This is a genomic window from Brevibacillus choshinensis, from assembly GCF_001420695.1.
Lineage (GTDB): Bacteria > Bacillota > Bacilli > Brevibacillales > Brevibacillaceae > Brevibacillus > Brevibacillus choshinensis.
On the sequence record NZ_LJJB01000007.1, the window covers coordinates 779,539 to 796,380 of the forward strand.

20 protein-coding genes and 1 other annotated feature are annotated in these 16,842 nt (G+C 49.4%); of the genes, 16 read left to right on the forward strand and 4 right to left on the reverse strand.

Annotation, left to right across the window (positions count from 1 at the left end; translation table 11 throughout):
• Positions 1–1,137 carry a virulence factor gene (locus AN963_RS03705; RefSeq protein WP_055743203.1) on the forward strand — a complete coding sequence of 379 codons (1,137 nt, stop codon included), beginning with the start codon at positions 1–3 and terminating at the stop codon, positions 1,135–1,137.
• 46 nt (positions 1,138–1,183) lie between these two features.
• Here the strand turns inward: AN963_RS03705 and AN963_RS03710 are convergent, their stop codons facing one another.
• Positions 1,184–1,885 (reverse strand): M15 family metallopeptidase, encoded by a 702-nt coding sequence (locus AN963_RS03710; protein ID WP_169791903.1) that lies wholly within the window; start codon positions 1,883–1,885, stop codon positions 1,184–1,186.
• Between the two features lie 185 nt (positions 1,886–2,070).
• On the opposite strand from AN963_RS03710, the gene AN963_RS03715 reads away from it, so the two are divergent.
• Entirely contained in the window at positions 2,071–3,363 is a 1,293-nt protein-coding gene (locus AN963_RS03715; protein ID WP_055743204.1) for a phytoene desaturase family protein, read from the forward strand.
• A gap of 123 nt (positions 3,364–3,486) precedes the next feature.
• On the opposite strand, the gene AN963_RS03720 is transcribed toward AN963_RS03715, so the two are convergent.
• Positions 3,487–4,296, reverse strand: coding sequence for a serine hydrolase (locus AN963_RS03720; RefSeq protein WP_055743205.1), 810 nt, complete (start codon positions 4,294–4,296; stop codon positions 3,487–3,489).
• A 106-nt stretch (positions 4,297–4,402) separates the two neighbouring features.
• Here AN963_RS03720 and AN963_RS03725 point away from each other — a divergent pair, with 106 nt between their 5' ends.
• The 6 genes from AN963_RS03725 (at position 4,403) to AN963_RS03750 (ending at position 9,181) form a co-directional block, all read left to right on the forward strand.
• A complete protein-coding gene (locus AN963_RS03725; RefSeq protein WP_055743206.1) occupies positions 4,403–6,028 on the forward strand; it encodes a peptide ABC transporter substrate-binding protein in 1,626 nt (541 codons plus the stop codon).
• Positions 6,029–6,046: 18 nt separating this feature from the next.
• Complete coding sequence (locus tag AN963_RS03730) at positions 6,047–6,781, forward strand: gamma-glutamyl-gamma-aminobutyrate hydrolase family protein (protein ID WP_055743207.1); 735 nt, start codon at positions 6,047–6,049, stop codon at positions 6,779–6,781.
• Positions 6,782–6,888: 107 nt separating this feature from the next.
• The gene (locus AN963_RS03735) at positions 6,889–7,323 is read left to right on the forward strand and encodes a peroxiredoxin (RefSeq protein ID WP_055743208.1); all 435 of its coding nucleotides are present in this window, start codon (positions 6,889–6,891) and stop codon (positions 7,321–7,323) included.
• A gap of 148 nt (positions 7,324–7,471) precedes the next feature.
• The gene (locus AN963_RS03740) at positions 7,472–7,816 is read left to right on the forward strand and encodes a YkgJ family cysteine cluster protein (RefSeq protein ID WP_055743209.1); all 345 of its coding nucleotides are present in this window, start codon (positions 7,472–7,474) and stop codon (positions 7,814–7,816) included.
• 93 nt (positions 7,817–7,909) lie between these two features.
• On the forward strand, positions 7,910–8,962 hold the full coding sequence (locus AN963_RS03745) for a DNA polymerase IV (RefSeq protein WP_055743210.1): 1,053 nt from the start codon (positions 7,910–7,912) through the stop codon (positions 8,960–8,962).
• 12 nt (positions 8,963–8,974) lie between these two features.
• Complete coding sequence (locus tag AN963_RS03750; RefSeq protein ID WP_055743211.1) at positions 8,975–9,181, forward strand: hypothetical protein; 207 nt, start codon at positions 8,975–8,977, stop codon at positions 9,179–9,181.
• A 64-nt stretch (positions 9,182–9,245) separates the two neighbouring features.
• Here AN963_RS03750 and AN963_RS03755 read toward each other — a convergent pair whose 3' ends face one another.
• Entirely contained in the window at positions 9,246–10,463 is a 1,218-nt protein-coding gene (locus AN963_RS03755) for an MFS transporter (RefSeq protein WP_055743212.1), read from the reverse strand.
• 84 nt (positions 10,464–10,547) lie between these two features.
• The gene (locus tag AN963_RS03760) at positions 10,548–11,111 is read right to left on the reverse strand and encodes a TetR/AcrR family transcriptional regulator (RefSeq protein WP_055744436.1); all 564 of its coding nucleotides are present in this window, start codon (positions 11,109–11,111) and stop codon (positions 10,548–10,550) included.
• 199 nt (positions 11,112–11,310) lie between these two features.
• On the opposite strand from AN963_RS03760, the gene AN963_RS03765 reads away from it, so the two are divergent.
• The 8 genes from AN963_RS03765 (at position 11,311) to AN963_RS03800 (ending at position 16,487) form a co-directional block, all read left to right on the forward strand.
• Positions 11,311–11,835 carry a YqeG family HAD IIIA-type phosphatase gene (locus AN963_RS03765; protein ID WP_055743213.1) on the forward strand — a complete coding sequence of 175 codons (525 nt, stop codon included), beginning with the start codon at positions 11,311–11,313 and terminating at the stop codon, positions 11,833–11,835.
• Positions 11,832–12,950, forward strand: coding sequence for a ribosome biogenesis GTPase YqeH (gene yqeH, locus AN963_RS03770; protein ID WP_055743214.1), 1,119 nt, complete (start codon positions 11,832–11,834; stop codon positions 12,948–12,950). The genes AN963_RS03765 and yqeH overlap by 4 nt, the downstream gene beginning before the upstream one ends.
• A gap of 76 nt (positions 12,951–13,026) precedes the next feature.
• Entirely contained in the window at positions 13,027–13,881 is an 855-nt protein-coding gene (locus AN963_RS03775; protein ID WP_055743215.1) for a shikimate dehydrogenase, read from the forward strand.
• A 34-nt stretch (positions 13,882–13,915) separates the two neighbouring features.
• Positions 13,916–14,206, forward strand: coding sequence for a ribosome assembly RNA-binding protein YhbY (gene yhbY / locus AN963_RS03780; protein WP_055743216.1), 291 nt, complete (start codon positions 13,916–13,918; stop codon positions 14,204–14,206).
• 9 nt (positions 14,207–14,215) lie between these two features.
• Entirely contained in the window at positions 14,216–14,800 is a 585-nt protein-coding gene (locus AN963_RS03785) for a nicotinate-nucleotide adenylyltransferase (protein ID WP_055743217.1), read from the forward strand.
• Entirely contained in the window at positions 14,793–15,389 is a 597-nt protein-coding gene (gene yqeK, locus AN963_RS03790; RefSeq protein ID WP_055743218.1) for a bis(5'-nucleosyl)-tetraphosphatase (symmetrical) YqeK, read from the forward strand. Before AN963_RS03785 ends, yqeK begins: the two co-directional genes overlap by 8 nt.
• Complete coding sequence (rsfS, locus tag AN963_RS03795) at positions 15,382–15,738, forward strand: ribosome silencing factor (protein ID WP_055743219.1); 357 nt, start codon at positions 15,382–15,384, stop codon at positions 15,736–15,738. The genes yqeK and rsfS overlap by 8 nt, the downstream gene beginning before the upstream one ends.
• A 5-nt stretch (positions 15,739–15,743) precedes the next feature.
• The gene (locus AN963_RS03800; RefSeq protein ID WP_055743220.1) at positions 15,744–16,487 is read left to right on the forward strand and encodes a class I SAM-dependent DNA methyltransferase; all 744 of its coding nucleotides are present in this window, start codon (positions 15,744–15,746) and stop codon (positions 16,485–16,487) included.
• A 44-nt stretch (positions 16,488–16,531) separates the two neighbouring features.
• Positions 16,532–16,774 (forward strand) — a binding site (T-box leader).
• Positions 16,775–16,842 lie beyond the last annotated feature (68 nt).

Genomic DNA, 16,842 nt, shown 5'->3' on the forward strand with positions numbered 1-16,842 from the left:
ATGAAACTGTTGTCCATCGAACCTACGCCGAGTCCAAACGTGATGAAACTCAACGTTGACGAGCGTCTACCAGATGGTGTCCAACATGTCTATACAAAAGAGAATGTAGCGAAATTCCCAGAAATCATGGGGAAGCTACTGGCAATTGAAGGCGTCACCTCGATCTTTCATACCGCCGATTTCTTAGCTCTGGAGCGCAAATCAAATGCAGATTGGCAACGCATCTTGACTCAGTCCCGTGAGATTCTCCAGGCAGGTGAGGGGACGGCTGTACCGATCTTGGCTGCGACGGAAGGAGCGGCATTTGGCGAGGCGCAAGTATTCATTCAAATGTTTCGGGAAGTACCCATGCAGGTGAAAGTCACGATGGGGACGGAGCAAATCCGGGCAGCCCTGCCAGAGAGATTCGGGCAGGCAGCGATGCGAGCAGGCTCAGCATCACCGAATCTGATCATGGAGCGCAAGTGGTTGGAGCATGGAGTACGCTATGGTGACCTGAGAGAGATCGGGGAAGAAGTCGCACAGGAAATCGTGGCTTCCTATCCAGATGAGCGTGTGGAAGAACTGGTCGAGCGTGCCTTGCAGCTCGGCGAAGGTGAAGCTCCTGCTCCGGTTGTCCGCGAAAAGAAAATCGTTACCCTGGACATGCTGGATGATCCAGACTGGCAAAATCGGTATGCTGCATTGGATCGTATGGAGCCTACAGAGGAAGATCTTCCAGTGTTGGAAAAAGCGCTCGGTGATTCAAAATCGTCAATCCGCAGACTGGCGGTTGTCTATTTGGGGATGGTAGGAGGAGACGCAGTCTTCCCGCTGCTTTTCCAAGCACTAAAGGACGACTCCGTTTCCGTCAGACGTACGGCTGGAGACACCCTATCCGATCTGGGCGACCCTCGGGCGACGGCATCCATGTGTGAGGCGCTGCATGATCGCAACAAGCTGGTGCGCTGGCGTGCGGCACGCTTCCTATTTGAAGTCGGGGATGAGACCGCGCTCCCTGCTCTGCGTGCAGCCCAGCATGATCTGGAATTCGAAGTAAGTCTGCAGGTGCAGATGGCTGTGGAGCGAATCGAGAGCGGAGAAGCTGCCAGTGGGACAGTCTGGCAGCAAATGACACGAAGAAACGAACAGAACTAGAAGAACAGGATTGGCAGGGGAATGTAACCCCTGCTTTTTTGCGTCCTCACGTCCCGTGTAAAATGCCACCGTAATCAGCGATAGGTGCTCCCGTCACGACAGCCCAGGCCTGGTTTCCAAAATCAAAATGCCACCATTCATCCGAATAGTTCGTAAACCCGGCATGAATCATGGCATGATAGAGCATTCGCCTATTGTCTCGGATTCGCAGCTCATAATTCTCTGCAGGCTCATATAACTCAAAAAAACGGGTACTGGCACGTTCGCTGAAATCATCAAAAAGTGTACCCATGTCGAGCCACCCGTCAGGTCCTGTAATCGTAAGGTCGACAGCGCCACCGGTCAAATGGCGGGGCGGCCGTGCTGGATTATTGGTGGGACGGGCGACATAGCGATGCAGCTCCTCATAGAAAGCATCACTCTCCGTCCAGCCTTGTTCGAGAAGCTGGTTTTTTAAACGATCATACAAGGATTGCTGCACTTCTAATGGCCGCCAACCATCCAAAACAACCAGACGATGGTCCACAGGTAATACGCTGGCCGCACGTAATAATCGCTCAACGACGGATTGTCGTACGAGACAATCAGACATCGAACCAGGTAAGCCTTCATGATAATAAGCTGGATATACGTGAATCACAGGGGCATACTGCTTGAGAGGGATGAGCGGCTCGTTGGTCTCCCGAATACCGGGTAACGACGCTGGCAGAGTGGGCTGGGCGGGAATGGGAGAAGCGATAGTCATCATCGAAAACACCCTTCTACAGATTTGACCCCATTATAGCATGTGATGCATAAGGAAATTATTGGTATCGACCAGTATAAAAATAGACACAGTTCAATAATAGTTGACTTCCATGTGATACATCCCTTATTCTAGGAGAGGGTTTGAACCAGGTTACAACATTGAGAGTAGCGTAGGGGAGATTGTGTATGACAACCAATCACTATGACGTTGTTATTGTAGGCGGAGGACTTGCTGGTCTCTCCAGTGCCGCCTATCTTTCGTCGAAAGGCAAAAAAGTAGCAGTATTGGAGCGCGGACAATTAGGTGGTCGTGCCGTAACGTTGAAGATCAAAGGATTCAACTTCAACTTTGGTGCCCATGCGATCTATGCCCGGGACAGCTCCGTTTTGAGAACGTTTGAAAAAGAATTGGACCTTCACATTGATTGGCAAGACTTTAATCCGACCAAAGCTAAGTACGATATCGGGAACGATCTGACAGCGGTTCCAGCCAACGTACAAGGGCTGTTTCAGACAAAGCTGTTGAAAGGCTTGGACAAAGTATTGTTTACGTTTGAAATCTTGAAAACGATGCTGAGAATGGAAACCGGGCATCCACATATGTCCATTCAAAAATGGATGGAAAAGAAAAATGTGAACGAGGAAGTCCAAGAAATGATGCTGACACTGGCATCCTCCAACTTCTTCACACGTGAACCGGAAAAAATCCCTTCAGACGTATTCTTTTCGTACTACAGCCGTCTGTTTAAGACGAACAAGCCAGTAGCGTATATCGGCGGAGGCTGGCAAGCTCTGATCAACGAATTTGTCCGCGTCATCGAGGCGAACAATGGCGTTATTTTGACGAAAACAAAGGTAGAGAAGTTCCACGTAGAAGAGGATCACGTAGTGGGAGTGGTAACGCCGGAGGGCGAGTTTACGGCAGACGAATTCATCAGCTGTATTCCGCCGAAAGAGATGGTCAAGGTGTTTGCAGAAACGCGCCTGGAGCATGCGATTGCCCAACACGCCGAGTATGAGCCTACTGTCGTAGTCGTGTATGATATCGGTCTGAAAGAACGGATCGATGTTCCATATTCTTATATTTACGACAAGCAAAACAACATCTTTATCACGGACATCTCCTACTATGACCAGACTTGTGTTCCAGAAGGCGGACAGCTGCTGCAGGCGACTGCTTACATGCGTCAGTCGGAAGTGGGGAACAAAGAAATGGCCGAACAACGTAAGCTGGAGATCGAAGCTGTGTACGACAAACACTTTGCCGGCTGGCGTGAGCAGTTGGTTGTTCCACGTGTCTCCACTCGTGCAATCGTGCAGGAGATCAAGTGGACCATGAACCAAAAGCCAATGCCCACGAGCTTGCCAGATTACCGCAACCTGTTCTTTGCAGGTGACTGGTGTGAGGGTCAGGGACAATTGTCTGAGCTCTCTTTCTCGAGTGCATGGAATGTTTCTAAGTTGATTTTGGAAAAATAATCCAATAAGGAAAGCGGGTGTTTCTCTCAATCGGATCTCAGAGAGGGGCGCCCGCTTTTTCGCCCATCGAAAACGACTCGAAAAACAAGACCCGCCAAAGAGCGATGGCGGGTCCAAAAAAGACTATGCTTGCTGATACAAATCGTAAACGAGGCGTCCGATTTCGGCCATCACATCGGCAGCTGGCTTCTGCTCAAGCCCTTTGTTGAGCAGGCAGATCGTGACGGCGTGGGAGCCCATGAAAAGAATGCCTGTATCATGGGTAATCTTTGTCACAGAGCCTGTTTTATTGGCGAATTCCCATTTGGGAACCATACCGATGAAATCGCCGTCCGGATCTGGGAAATGCTTAGGAATGCGGTCTCTGTGCTGCTGTTGCTTTAAGATCGCCATCATTTTCAGACAGCTGTCATACGAGAGGACCTTCCCAGTAGCCAAATAGCGGAAATGCGCCCCCATATCTGCGGCAGTGATCTCGTTGTAGCCTTCCAGCTCAGCAGGCACGACCATCAGCTTGTTGTAGAACTGGCTGTTGACCATTTCCGTTTTCTTCATGGCGTTGCGAATGCTCTCTGTACCGACCAGATCGATCATGATGTTGGTAGCTGTGTTATCGCTTTGGATGATCATCAGTGTGACCAGATCCTGAACCGTCAATTCTGTACCCGGAGTCATGTGCTGCAGTACGCCAGCACCGCCCACCAAGTCTTCGCGACGCAGCTTGATTGTCTGCTCCAATGCGATGTTGCCCGCGTAAGCTTCAGCGAACACGGCGGTCATGATCGGTACTTTGATAACGCTCGCTGCATAAAAGCGTTGATGCTCTTGAAACGTCAGTTTTTCACCTGTGTGTAAATCTTCCAGATAGATGCCCCATTCGCCGCCTGCATTTTCGACGAGCTGCGAGATTTGGGTGGATAGATTAGAGAGCATTTGCTCCATCTCCTTTTTCGTGTAGACAAAATTTTCTCAAGATAATATTATTTAGTCATGCTCCTAACAATCAAGAAGGAATATTCCAGAGACGGGGGTTTTTTTCATGAAAAGATTTAAAAGACTATCATTTTGTGCGGTGCTACTGACGAGCTTGGCTTTTGCCGGCTGTGGCACACCTCAAGGAAGTACGCCGGGGGAGACGCCTTCAGCAGCGTCCGGACAAGCCACCCCGCAAACGATGCAGGTCAACCTGAGCACAGGTGAGCCTAACACGATCGACCCTGGACTGGCAGAAGATATCCCTTCGATGTCTGTTGCCCGTGCAGCATTTGATGGCCTATTGCGCCTGAATGAAAAGGGCGAGCTGAAAGAGGCGGTCGCAGAGAAGTACGAAGTAGCACCAGATGGACTCACGTATACCTTCCATCTGCGTGATGCGAAGTGGTCGAATGGAGACGCGGTCACTGCGCATGACTTTGAATACGCTTGGAAACGAGTGCTGAACCCGGAAACAGCATCTTCCTACGCGTATCAAATGTACTACCTGAAAAACGGGGAAGCGTACAACTCGAAGAAAGCAAAAGCAGAAGATGTCGGCGTCAAGGCGACGGATGACAAAACACTGGTCGTAACACTGGAAAACCCAGCACCATTTTTCCCAGAGCTAGTCGCTTCTGTCACGTACTTCCCAGTGAATCAAAAAGCAGTGGAAGCGAGCAAGGATTGGGCATCCAAGCCTGAGACCTATGTAGGAAACGGTCCATTCGTTCTGAAGACTTGGGAGCACAAGTCCAAGATCGAATTTGCGAAAAACGACACGTATTGGGACAAAGATTCCGTTAAGCTGTCCAAACTCACCGTGAATATGATTGAAGATGCCAACACCGAATTGGCGATGTTCGATAACGGGGATTTGGACTGGGCGGGCTCCCCATTGGGTGATCTACCGCTCGACGCACTCGATGCCTTGAAAGATTCGGGAAAAATGCACTCGCAGGCGACAGCAGGAACCTACTGGTACATTTTTAACACGACACAAAAACCTTTCGACAACAAGAAAATTCGCCAGGCTTTCGCCACTGCGGTCAATCGTAAGGAAATTACCGAGAGTGTCGTTCCGTTCAAGAGTACGGCAGCGTTGGGAATTTTGCCTCCGACGATGACGCTGAACCCGAATGGCTACATCAAAGATGGTGATGTAGAAGCGGCGAAGAAATTGCTCGCAGAAGGTATGAAGGAAGAAGGCTTGACCAAGCTGCCTGAGCTCACCATTGCCTACAATACGACTGAAGCGAACCAACGTATCGCGACGGTCATCCAGGATCAATGGAGAAAAGCTTTCGGCATCGAAGTCAAACTGGTGAATAAAGAAAATAAAGTACACCGTGAACAAATGAAAGAAGGCAACTTCATGATTGGTCGCGGTAGCTGGATCGGTGACTTCAACGATCCGATCAACTTCCTGGAAGTGTTCAAAGGCGGTCTGAACACCTCAAAATGGGAAAACAAAGAGTTCCTCGACCTCTTGGCCCAATCTGCTAAAGAAGGCGACGTAGCGAAGCGCAATGAGATCCTCACAAAAGCGGACGCCATCGTTATGGATGAGATGCCTGCTTTGCCAATCTACTACTACACCTATGCATGGGTGAAGCAAGACAGCGTAAAAGATGTTGTAGTCGACGCGCTCGGATTCATTGACTTCAAATACGCATCCAATGAAAAGAAATAAAAATAGGGAGTGACGTGTGTGCGTCCGATAATCGGTGTGGCGTGTACGAAGATGTATTTCCCGGATAACAATCTCGACCAGTACTTTTACGTTGGATCAGGCTATGTAGAAGGGATCGCTCGCTGCGGCGGCATCCCACTCATCCTGCCGTTGCTGACGAACCCGGATGCACCATTTCGAGCCATGATCGAGTCGCTCGACGGTTTGATTTTGACGGGTGGCGATGACCCTGCACCGCATTTATACGGGGAGGAGCCTTTGCAAGGGCTGGGGAATATAGAGTATGAGCGGGATGTGGCAGAGCTTGAGGTCATCAAGCTGGCGCTCGAGTTGAAAAAGCCCATTCTCGGCATTTGCCGGGGGATGCAAATTCTGAATGTAGCTTGCGGAGGTACGCTGATTCAGGATATTCCGAGACAAGTACCGGGAGCATTCCAACACGCACAAAAAGGGTCACGCCAATACGGCGCACATAAAGTCACACTCCAGCCAGGGTTTGTCGCAGATGCGATCGGCAAGTCGGAAATTCTGGTAAACACTTCGCATCATCAGGCGGTAAAAGACGTCGCTCCTGGCTTTACGATGACAGGCAGCGCGGCTGACGGTGTTATCGAGGCGATTGAGAGCACAAACGGGCTGCATGTCGGCTTACAATGGCATCCAGAGCGCATGTGGGGCCATGACAGCGATATGCTGAAGGTGGCAGAGGCGTTTGTCGCGAAAGTGAAACAAAAAAAGCTGCAAACAAAATAGAGAGAACAAAACCGCTCTGCTAGCTAGTAGAGCGGTTTTTCTTTGTCTGCAGGAAAGGTATACTAGTGGGTAATAATGATTGTCATGACTGCGAAGAGGTGGTAAATATGCTGCAGACAGGTACAAAAGCCCCGCTATTTCAAGCGAACAGCACGCTGGGTCCGATCGATCTGCGTGATTATGTAGGCAAAAAGAATATCGTCTTGATCTTTTATCCTGGAGACGACACCCCGGTATGTACCAAACAATTGTGCGCCGTACAAGACAATTATGCTGATTTTGAGCACGTGGACACCGTGGTATTTGGCGTAAATCCTGCAGAGCTAGAAAAGAAGCAATCGTTTGCTGGTAAGTTTGGTTATCGTTTTCCGTTACTTGTGGATGCGGACCAGACTATTCGTCAGGCGTATGACGTCGGCAAAATCCTGGGGCTGTTCTTTCAACAGCGGATCGTCTACATCATTGGTAAAAACGGGACAATCCTCTACGCCAAAAAAGGGAATCCGCCAGTATCCGAGCTGTTGCAGGTCTTGTCCAAGTAGCATCTTTCAAGTATTCAAAAGTACGTTGACGATATTTTTGTTTTGTGATATAGTAGAATATTTAATTATTTACAAATTCATTCAGCCCTTACATAATGTTCTGTAAGAAAATCATCGCTAAAGAACATTTCGAGGGGTTGTACAGTAGATGGATACATTACCTTGTGAAGGTTGTAAAGGTCTATGCTGTGGTCCTGTTCCAATCACGGAGAAAGAGCTTACAAAAATACAAAAGAAGATCAAATCCATGCCACGAAAGATCCGTGAAGAGCTAGAAAATCAACCGAGATTTTTTGGTACGTGCATATTCTATGATTTGCACAAGGATCGATGTGGGATACATACGGTTCGCCCTGAAATATGCCGAAGCTTTGGGTATCACGAGGATCTTGTCTGTTTCCGCAAGCCAGAACTCGCAACGAAAGAAAAGGTAATGAGGAAGGAAAGACCTATCGGAAACCTGAGTATTGACATTACTTGGAAAAATTTCTGAAGTTTGCTCAATAGGCGTCTGCACCTTGCGCAGGAGGCGAAAAATAGAGATAATACAACCATACGAGAATGTATGTTTGGTGGTCGTTCGCTTATGAAGAAAATCCTGCACATGGATATAGACGCTTTCTTCGCCAGTGTCGAACAGCTGGACAGACCAGAGCTGCGTGGAAAACCGACCATCGTCGGAGGCACAGGTAACCGTGGTGTTGTGTCCACCTGCAGCTACGAGGCCCGCAAGTTCGGAGTTCGATCTGCTATGCCGATTGCACTGGCACGTAAAAAATGCCCCCAAGGGATCTTCTTGCCCGTTCGGTATGCCAGATATGTGGAAAAGTCAGCAGAGATTCGCGAGATTTTCTCCTCCTATACGGAGAGCTATCAGACGGTTGGGCTGGATGAAGCCTATCTGGACGTATCGGATTACGAGAATGCCGTCCCAATAGCACGGGAAATCAAAAGACGTGTGCGTAAAGAGACAGGTCTGACATGTAGTATCGGACTTTCCTACAACATGTCGTTGGCCAAGATCGCAAGTGATCTGAAAAAGCCGGATGCGTTTGTCATTATCCGACCGGAGCAGGCTCTGGACGTGCTGCGACCTTTGCCGATCGGTACTTTGAACGGCGTCGGGAAAAAGTCGCAAGAACTTCTTGCCAAAAAAGGGATTGAGACAGTAGAGGACTTTTGGCAGTTATCGCTGGAGGAAGTCATTCAGCTATTTGGCAAAATGGGACGTTCTTTGTACCATCGAGCCAGGGGAGAAGACAATCGGGAGATCGTGACAGACCGCTCCCCCAAGTCGCTGAGCCGTGAAACCACGCTACCCTTTGACCTTTATGATCGTGAATCGATAGCACCGATAGCGAGCTCCTTATTGCGAGAAGTCGAGGAAGACATTCGTCAAGAAGGTGTCATACCCCAGACCATCACGTTGAAAATCAAGTACGCAGACTTCACGCAGAGAACGAAGCAGCACAAAGCGATGGCAGATGCCAATTGGCAGGATCTTCTGGACGATTTACTCGATGTCTTTGATTATGCGCCAGGAGTGCGACTAGTTGGGGTGGGCTTCTCTAACTTTGCGGAGCCTCAGCAGGAGCGTTATGAGCAGCTGTCGATGTTTCCCTGGAAGCAGGGAAGATAGGGGGAGTAGCTGATGGAAGGGCATAATCCGTTTCATTGCTGCGCGACCTGTATACACTTTCGCGTGGAAAAGATCACTGGGAATGTCACGTACCGTTGCTCTCGACTAGCGTATGAGACAAGACCCGATTATCAATTCCAATGCTGGACGCCCAAAGAAACCGTCAAGCGGTTAATGGAAGTCAGGCAAAATGAACAGACTGAAAACGAAAAAACCTAAGCCATAAAGTAAAAAACCCCCGTGCTGGATGAGTAGCACGGGGGTTTCGTCGATTTGTCGTCTCTTACATTTTCATTTCTTTACCAGCCGATCGGGTGAGACTGTTTTGCTTGAATCTGAGCATGACGTACATCAGAATGCCAAAGCTGAAAACGCTCGCGGCGACAATGATGATCGCTGCAGATGCTGGCAATACGTCTGTCAGAATTCCCCCGGCAAGCGGACCTGCGACCATCCCGACACCGTGAAACATGTTGAACAGGGAATACGCTGTTCCGTATGCGCCACTTCCCCCACGATCGATGATTTCTCCCAAGGTGGCGAGTGTAGGGGAGAGGGTAAAGCCGACACTGGCACCTACGAGCGCCATGGCCAGTGCAGACTGCCAGAGTGTTTCAGCCAACGCCAAAAACGGCATGAAAACGGCCAGGGAGATGATACCGACAAACATGAGTGTAAACGGGTTGACGCGGCTTGACAGCGAGCCAGCGACAGGAGCAATGAGCCCGTAAGCGAGCGTCATGATGGCGAATAACAGGCCGATTGTAGCTGGCGTAATACTCAGCTTCTCAGTCAAAAAGACTGGGAGCGTAGGCTCCAGCAGGCACAGGGAGATTTCTGCGAGCAGGACAACACCAGCGATAAAGGCGACCTGTGGATGACGCAAGAAACCGCCTACCTGCAGCTTTTCGCTTTCGCTTCTGGAAGACTCATCCTTGAGGAAAAAGTAGACTAGTACAAGGTTAATCACAGTAAAAGCAGCTGCTACCAAAAACGGAGTACGATGACCGCTCGCTTCGAATAACCAGCCACCGATTGGAGCACCCAACAATGTTCCTGTGGAGATAGCAGTCAAAGCGATCCCCATAATGGCACCGCGCATTTTAGGCGGGAATAGATCGGCCAGTAAAGCCAGAGCGGTCGGCCAGGTGGCAGCGGCAGCTAGCCCCTGTACAAAGCGGGCAGTGATCAATAGCGCCAGTGAGTCAGAAAAAGCAAAGAGTATCGTAGACAAAGCAAGCCCAATCAGGCCGATCAACAGCATGATGCGACGACCGATACGGTCAGATATCGGGCCGAAAATAGGAGTCGCGATCAGCATGGCTACTGCGTAACTGCTAAATAATATCCCCATCATCGTCGAGGAAGGCTGCAGCGTTTCCGTAAAATACGGGACGATGGGAATTAATAGGCTATAGAGCATCATGTCAATAAACAAGATCAGAATGACGAAAAGAAGTCCGATCCGTTGTGATTTGGTCATTTTCGGAAAGAATGTCATGGGTATTCACCTCTAAAGAAAGTTGTGTCACTACGAAAACTATTAGCGTTTAAATAGTTTTCGTAAAAAAAGGGAATAAAAGAATTATCTTTTATCCACTGGCACCAGGCCATACAGCAATAAATCGGCGATTGCTTCGAGAGACTGCTGCATCGTAATTTGATTTTTGGTGTAGAATCGCTGGTCGAGGGTCGAATTGCACGCATCGATAATCAGCTTCATCATGAGCGTCACGTTCATGTTGATAATGAGACCTTCCCGAATCCCCTGCTCAATCAACTGGCGCAGCATGGCCCAGTCATCAGAGAGTTGGGTGTTCACGATCGCATACTGTTCAGGATAGTATCGTTTCATTTGTTCGAGAATGCGCAAATCATAAAACTCATAGTGAGTCGGTAATACCATCATGACCGCTCTTATTTTTTCGATGAGCGTCATGGCTTCGTCTTCCACGATCCGCTTCGTCTTTTCATCCGCTTCCTCAAACGTGTGCTCGATGATGGTCTCCAATATTTCCACCTTCGAAGAAAAATGCTCATAGAGCGTTCGCTTGCTGATTCCGAGTCTGCGGGCCAAATCGTCCATGGAAAATTTCATGCCCTTTTCCCGAATCTCCTCGATAAAACCACGCATGATCCTGTCTTTGATAAAGCACCGCCTCCTTACCCGTTGCACTTGCAGAAAACTAAATAAACAAAAACAGTTTTCTTAGTAATTCCATTCTACAAGGATTAGATTCCAAATGCAAGCAGGGCTACCGCTTTTTCTTTTGCAACAGAGTGGTCCATTATGGTATAGTAGGTGCCGAAATCGCGGTTGAATGCTTCACATCATTTGGAGGTGCCCCGTGCTTTTACAGAAGCTGATGCCCAATCAGTTCGTGGACTCGATCCACCACATTGATATAGATCAATTGAAACGAAATAAGATTCGCGCAGTGATTACAGATCTGGATAATACGCTCGTTGAATGGGACAGGCCGCTTGCTACTCCCGAGGTCGAGAAATGGCTTGCACGCTTGCATGACGCAGGCATTCAGGTCACTGTCGTCTCTAATAACAACAAGGAGCGTGTTGATCGGTTCTGCAATCCACTCAATCTCGGGTTTATTAGTGCGGCTCGTAAGCCTACGAACCGGGCCTTTTTGCAGGCGGTGCGGCAGATGAATGTCACGATTGCCGAGACGGTTGTGATTGGCGATCAATTGTTTACGGATGTGCTGGGAGGAAATCGGCTCGGGTTTCATACCATTTTGGTCGTCCCGGTTGCCCAGACGGATGGTTTTTGGACTCGTTTCAACCGTCAGATGGAACGTTTGGCCCTTATTTGGATGGAGCGGAAAGGAATGGTTTCGTGGAGGAGAAAAGCATGATGGAACAATCGTCTGTTTCCTGTGCCGGTTGCGGTATTATGATTCAGACGGAAGATGCGAAACGGCCGGGCTTTGCGCCCCCGTCAGCGCTAGACAGGAAAGTCGTGATTTGTCAGCGTTGTTATCGTATCAAGCATTACAATGAAGTAGCCCCTGTCAACATGGGGGATGATGATTTCTTGCGGATTCTGGATGGAATCGGTTCCACACAATCCCTGGTTGTCATGGTCGTAGACATCTTTGATTTCCAAGGCTCATGGCTAAAGGGCTTGCCGCGTTTTGTTGGAAAAAACCCAATTTTGCTCGTGGGCAACAAAGTGGATCTGCTCCCGCGCAATATCAATCTCAATCGTGTGCGCAACTGGATGCAGCACGAAGCCAAGGAACGCGGTCTTCGTCCTGAGGATGTCGTCTTGATCAGTGCGCAAAAAGGCCAGCATATCGATGAGTTGCTTGCCCGTATCGGCGAGCTGCGAAAAGGTCGCGACGTTTACATTGTCGGGGTGACCAATGTCGGGAAGTCCACCGTGATTAACCGCATTTTGCACGATTACGGGGCAGCTGAGCTGGAAATCACGACTTCTCCGTTCCCAGGTACAACGCTGGACAAGATCGAGATTCCACTGGAAGACGGTCGCTTCATTTTTGATACTCCGGGAATTATTAATCGAGACCAGATCGGTCACATGATTCCTCCAGCAGATTTGCGTAAAATTACGCCAAATAGCCGGATTAACTCCAAGGTGTATCAGCTGAATGACGGACAATCGCTCTTTTTGGGTGGCCTTGCCCGCATCGATTTCGTACAAGGGCAGCGTCAGCCATTCATCGTTTATGTGGATAACGATATGTACATCCACCGTACCAAGCTGGATAAAGCCGATGAAGTCATGGAGAAGCACCATGGCAGCTTGCTTGTCCCACCGACTGGCGAGGAAGCAGCAAAAGCGTTACCGCCATTTATCAAGCATACGTTTAAAATTAGGCCGACAGGAACGACGGACATTGTCATATCGGGACTGGGCTGGGTTAGCCTGCAAGGCAAGCATGACGCGAGCGTCGTGGTTCATGCGCCAAAAGGCGTCAGCGTAGGGATAAGAAAAGGGCTGATCTAGCTCCTCCAAAGAGAATAGCGCCGCCCTTGTTCCTTGCGTGCTACAAAAGAGAGCCATTAGGGGGTAGGAGAGCATCATGATTACGAGTAAAACACAACTGGTTGGTCTTTTCGGACATCCGGTTTCCCATTCACAATCGCCAATGATGCATAATGCCGCATTTTCAGAAACAGGACTGGGCTATGCTTATGTGGCCTTTGATGTAGAATCAAACAGCCTGGAGGATGCCGTAGCGGGTATTCGCGCACTGGGTCTAAAGGGTATCAACGTGACCATTCCTCACAAGGTCGCGATCATGCCAATGCTCGATGAGATTGACCCGCTGGCCAAACGCATTGGTGCCGTGAATACTGTTGTGATCAATGATGGCCGCCTGATCGGCTACAACACGGATGGTATGGGGTATGTGCGTTCTCTCGTGGAGGAGACAGGAATAGAGCTCGACCAGCAGATAGTCACGATGGTAGGGGCGGGAGGAGCTGCACGTGCGGTCGCTTTTACCCTTGCAGAAAAAGGCGTAAAAGAAATTCGCATTATCAACCGTTCCCGTGAAAGAGCGACGATTCTCGCTGAGTCGCTGCAATCCATCGTTTCCACCCGAATCGTGGAACAAGGAGAAGGGAAAGAAGCGATTGCAGATGCTTCTCTTTTGATCAATACGACTTCGATCGGGATGCTCCCGAATGTAAACGAAATGCCAGTCCCTAGTGAATGGCTGCACGATCGCTTAATCGTCAGTGACCTGATTTACAATCCGCTGGAGACAAAGCTACTCAGTGAGGCAAAAGCCATTGGCGCTCGTGTCCATTCAGGTGTAGGGATGTTCGTCAATCAGGGAGCGCTGGCGTTTGAGCTATGGACAGGAAAGAAAGCACCGACGGAAGTCATGAGAGACACCGTCCTGCAACAATTGACCAAAACAGCAGAATGATACCATACCACGGAATAAAAGAGGAGGCATGCCGATGTTGACCGGCAAGCAAAAGCGCTTTTTGCGCGCAGAAGCACACCATCTTACCCCTATTTTTCAAGTAGGAAAAGGTGGCGTAAATGAAAATATGATTACCCAGATCAAAGAGGCGTTGGAAGTACGCGAATTGATCAAAGTAGCGATTTTGCAAAACAACAATGACGACAAGCATGAAGTCGCGGAAGATTTGGCGGCAGGTGCTGGAGCGGAATTGGTACAGCTGATCGGGCATACTGTTGTACTGTATAAAGAATCACGGGAAAACAAGACGATCAAGCTGCCGTAAACAAATGTCATGAACGAACGGATCAAACATGTAGGAATTATGGGGGGGACCTTTGATCCCATCCATTGCGGCCATCTTCTCGCCGCAGAGCAAGCGAGAGAGCAAGCTGGATTGGATGAGGTGTGGTTCATGCCCACGCATATTCCACCGCATAAAACAAGGGTCAGCCTTACTTCCGCAACCACACGCCTGCAAATGGTGGAGCTGGCTGTCGCGGACCACGAATCGTTTCGGGTGATCGATGTGGAGCTCAGGCGTGAAGGTCCTTCTTATACGTACGACACGATCGTGCAGCTGGTGGAGCAGTTTCCTGACTGCCGGTTTTCCTTTATCATTGGGGGAGACATGGTGGAAATCTTGCCGAAATGGTATCGTTTCGAGGAGTTAAGTCGGATGATTCGTTTTATCGGCTTGGCGAGACCAGGTTCGGAAGTAGATCGTGTATCCAATGAAAATGTGACCTTCGTCGAGATGCCTGTCTGGGATATTTCTTCCACGCTCATTCGGACGAAAGCAGCAGCAGGACAAAGTATTCGATACTTGGTCCCTCGTTCCGTCGAGCGTTATATAAAGGAGAACCGATTCTATGAATGAATGGAGCAATCGGGAGGAGCTGCTCGCTTTGGTGCGGGCGCAAATGCACGATAAACGGTATGAGCATACACTCGGAGTTGCCAAATCGGCCAAGGAGCTAGCCGTACGCTACGGTGCCGATCCAGCGAAGGCGGAGCTGGCAGGATATCTGCACGATTACTGCAAGTGCTGGCCTGTTGACAAGATGTTTGAAATTCTCGTGCGCCACGATATGCCGACTGATTTGCTGGAAGGGGAGAAAGAGCTTTGGCATGCTTTTGCTGGAGCGATCGTCATCCAGACAGACCTCGGCATTACGGACCCTGATATATTGCAGGCAGTCCGTTACCATACCACTGGAAGAGCAGGTATGACTCTGTTAGAAAAAGTGGTCTGTGTGGCAGACTATATAGAACCCAACCGCAATTTTCCCGGTGTAGAGCAAATCCGCCAGCAAGCAGAAAAAGATCTGGATGCTGCGTTGGCTCTCGCGCTAGGTAGTACAATGCATTTTTTGATAGAAAAGCAAAAGACGGTATTTCCGTTAACGCTATTGGCATATAACGACTTGATTTCCCGAAAAGGAAGAGTAGGAGGGTTTAATGGTTAAAACAGTAGAAGATTTGGCTCGTTTGGTCGTGAAAGCTGCTGAGGACAAGAAGGCAGAGAATCTGATGGTGTTGGATATTAAAAATCTATCTGTCATCGCAGACTATTTTATGATTTGCCATGGGAACAATGAGCGTCAAGTACAGGCGATCGTCAAAGAAATTCGCGATCAGGCTCATAAAAGCGGTACGAATGTCCGCGGGATCGAAGGCGCTGACGAAGGACGTTGGGTGCTAGTTGACCTGGGTGACGTCGTGATTCATGTGTTCCATCGTGAAGATCGTGAGTTTTACAACCTGGAGCGTCTGTGGAAGGATGCAGAGGTCGTTTCCTTCTCAGAGGAAGGGTAATCAACATGGCGTACGCGCATATGGCGGCTGTGTATGACAAGCTGATGGCGGATTCACCTTATGACCAATGGTTGGACTGGGTAGAAAGCAATTGGGAAAAAGGGGAAAAGCCGAAGCATGTAATTGACCTGGGCTGCGGGACGGGCACGATCGCCATCCCGCTCTCAAAGCGCGGCTATCGTGTGACGGGAGTCGACTTGTCTGCTGAAATGCTGGCGATCGCCTATGATAAAATGCGCCAGGAACAGGCAGACGTCATCTGGGTGGAGCAGGACATGCGCGAGCTGGACCTGCCACAGACGGATGCAGTCATTTCGCTGTGCGATTCTCTCAGCTACTTGACTGAAGAAGCCGATGTGCAAGAAACGTTTCGCAAGGTGTTTGACCATCTGGCTCCAGGAGGCAGCTTCCTGTTTGATGTGCATAGTCCGTACAAAATGCTGCACATTTTCGGGGACGAGACGTTCACCTACGTGGACGACGAAGTTTCGTACATTTGGCAATGTTTTTGCGACCCGCTCCGCCTCGAGGTGGAACATCAGCTGACGTTTTTCATCCGCCAGCAAGATGGCCTGTACGAGCGTATGGAAGAAGAGCACTGGCAACGGGCATACCAGCCGATCCAACTGATTCGTTGGCTGACGGATGCTGGATTTACAGACATCGTGGTGTCAGCGGATTACTCCGATTTGCCACCTCAGGAGAAGAGCGATCGCCTATTTTTTGCAGCACGTAAGCCGAAACGTTGACATGATTGGTTCACATTTACTATAATCGTGTTATAACTGCAAAATTCGACGCGTTGAAAGAGGAATAGTAGGTATTAACTCCGAGTATTAGAGAGTTGACGGCAGGTGCAAGTCAATCCGGAGTGATCTGAACTCGCCTCCCAGCACTTTCCCCCAAGACCGAGTACAATCGGTTGCGTAAGGGATAGCGAATCATCCCCGTTACGGATGGAAACAAGTGGGTGAATGATCATTGTTCACCAATCTGGGTGGTACCGCGGGAGTAAACACAACCTCTCGTCCCTTTTCGTCAATCGATGGGGACGTGGGGTTTTTTTGTTTTGCTTTAGGCTTGGCGAAGCCAAGTTTTCTAATC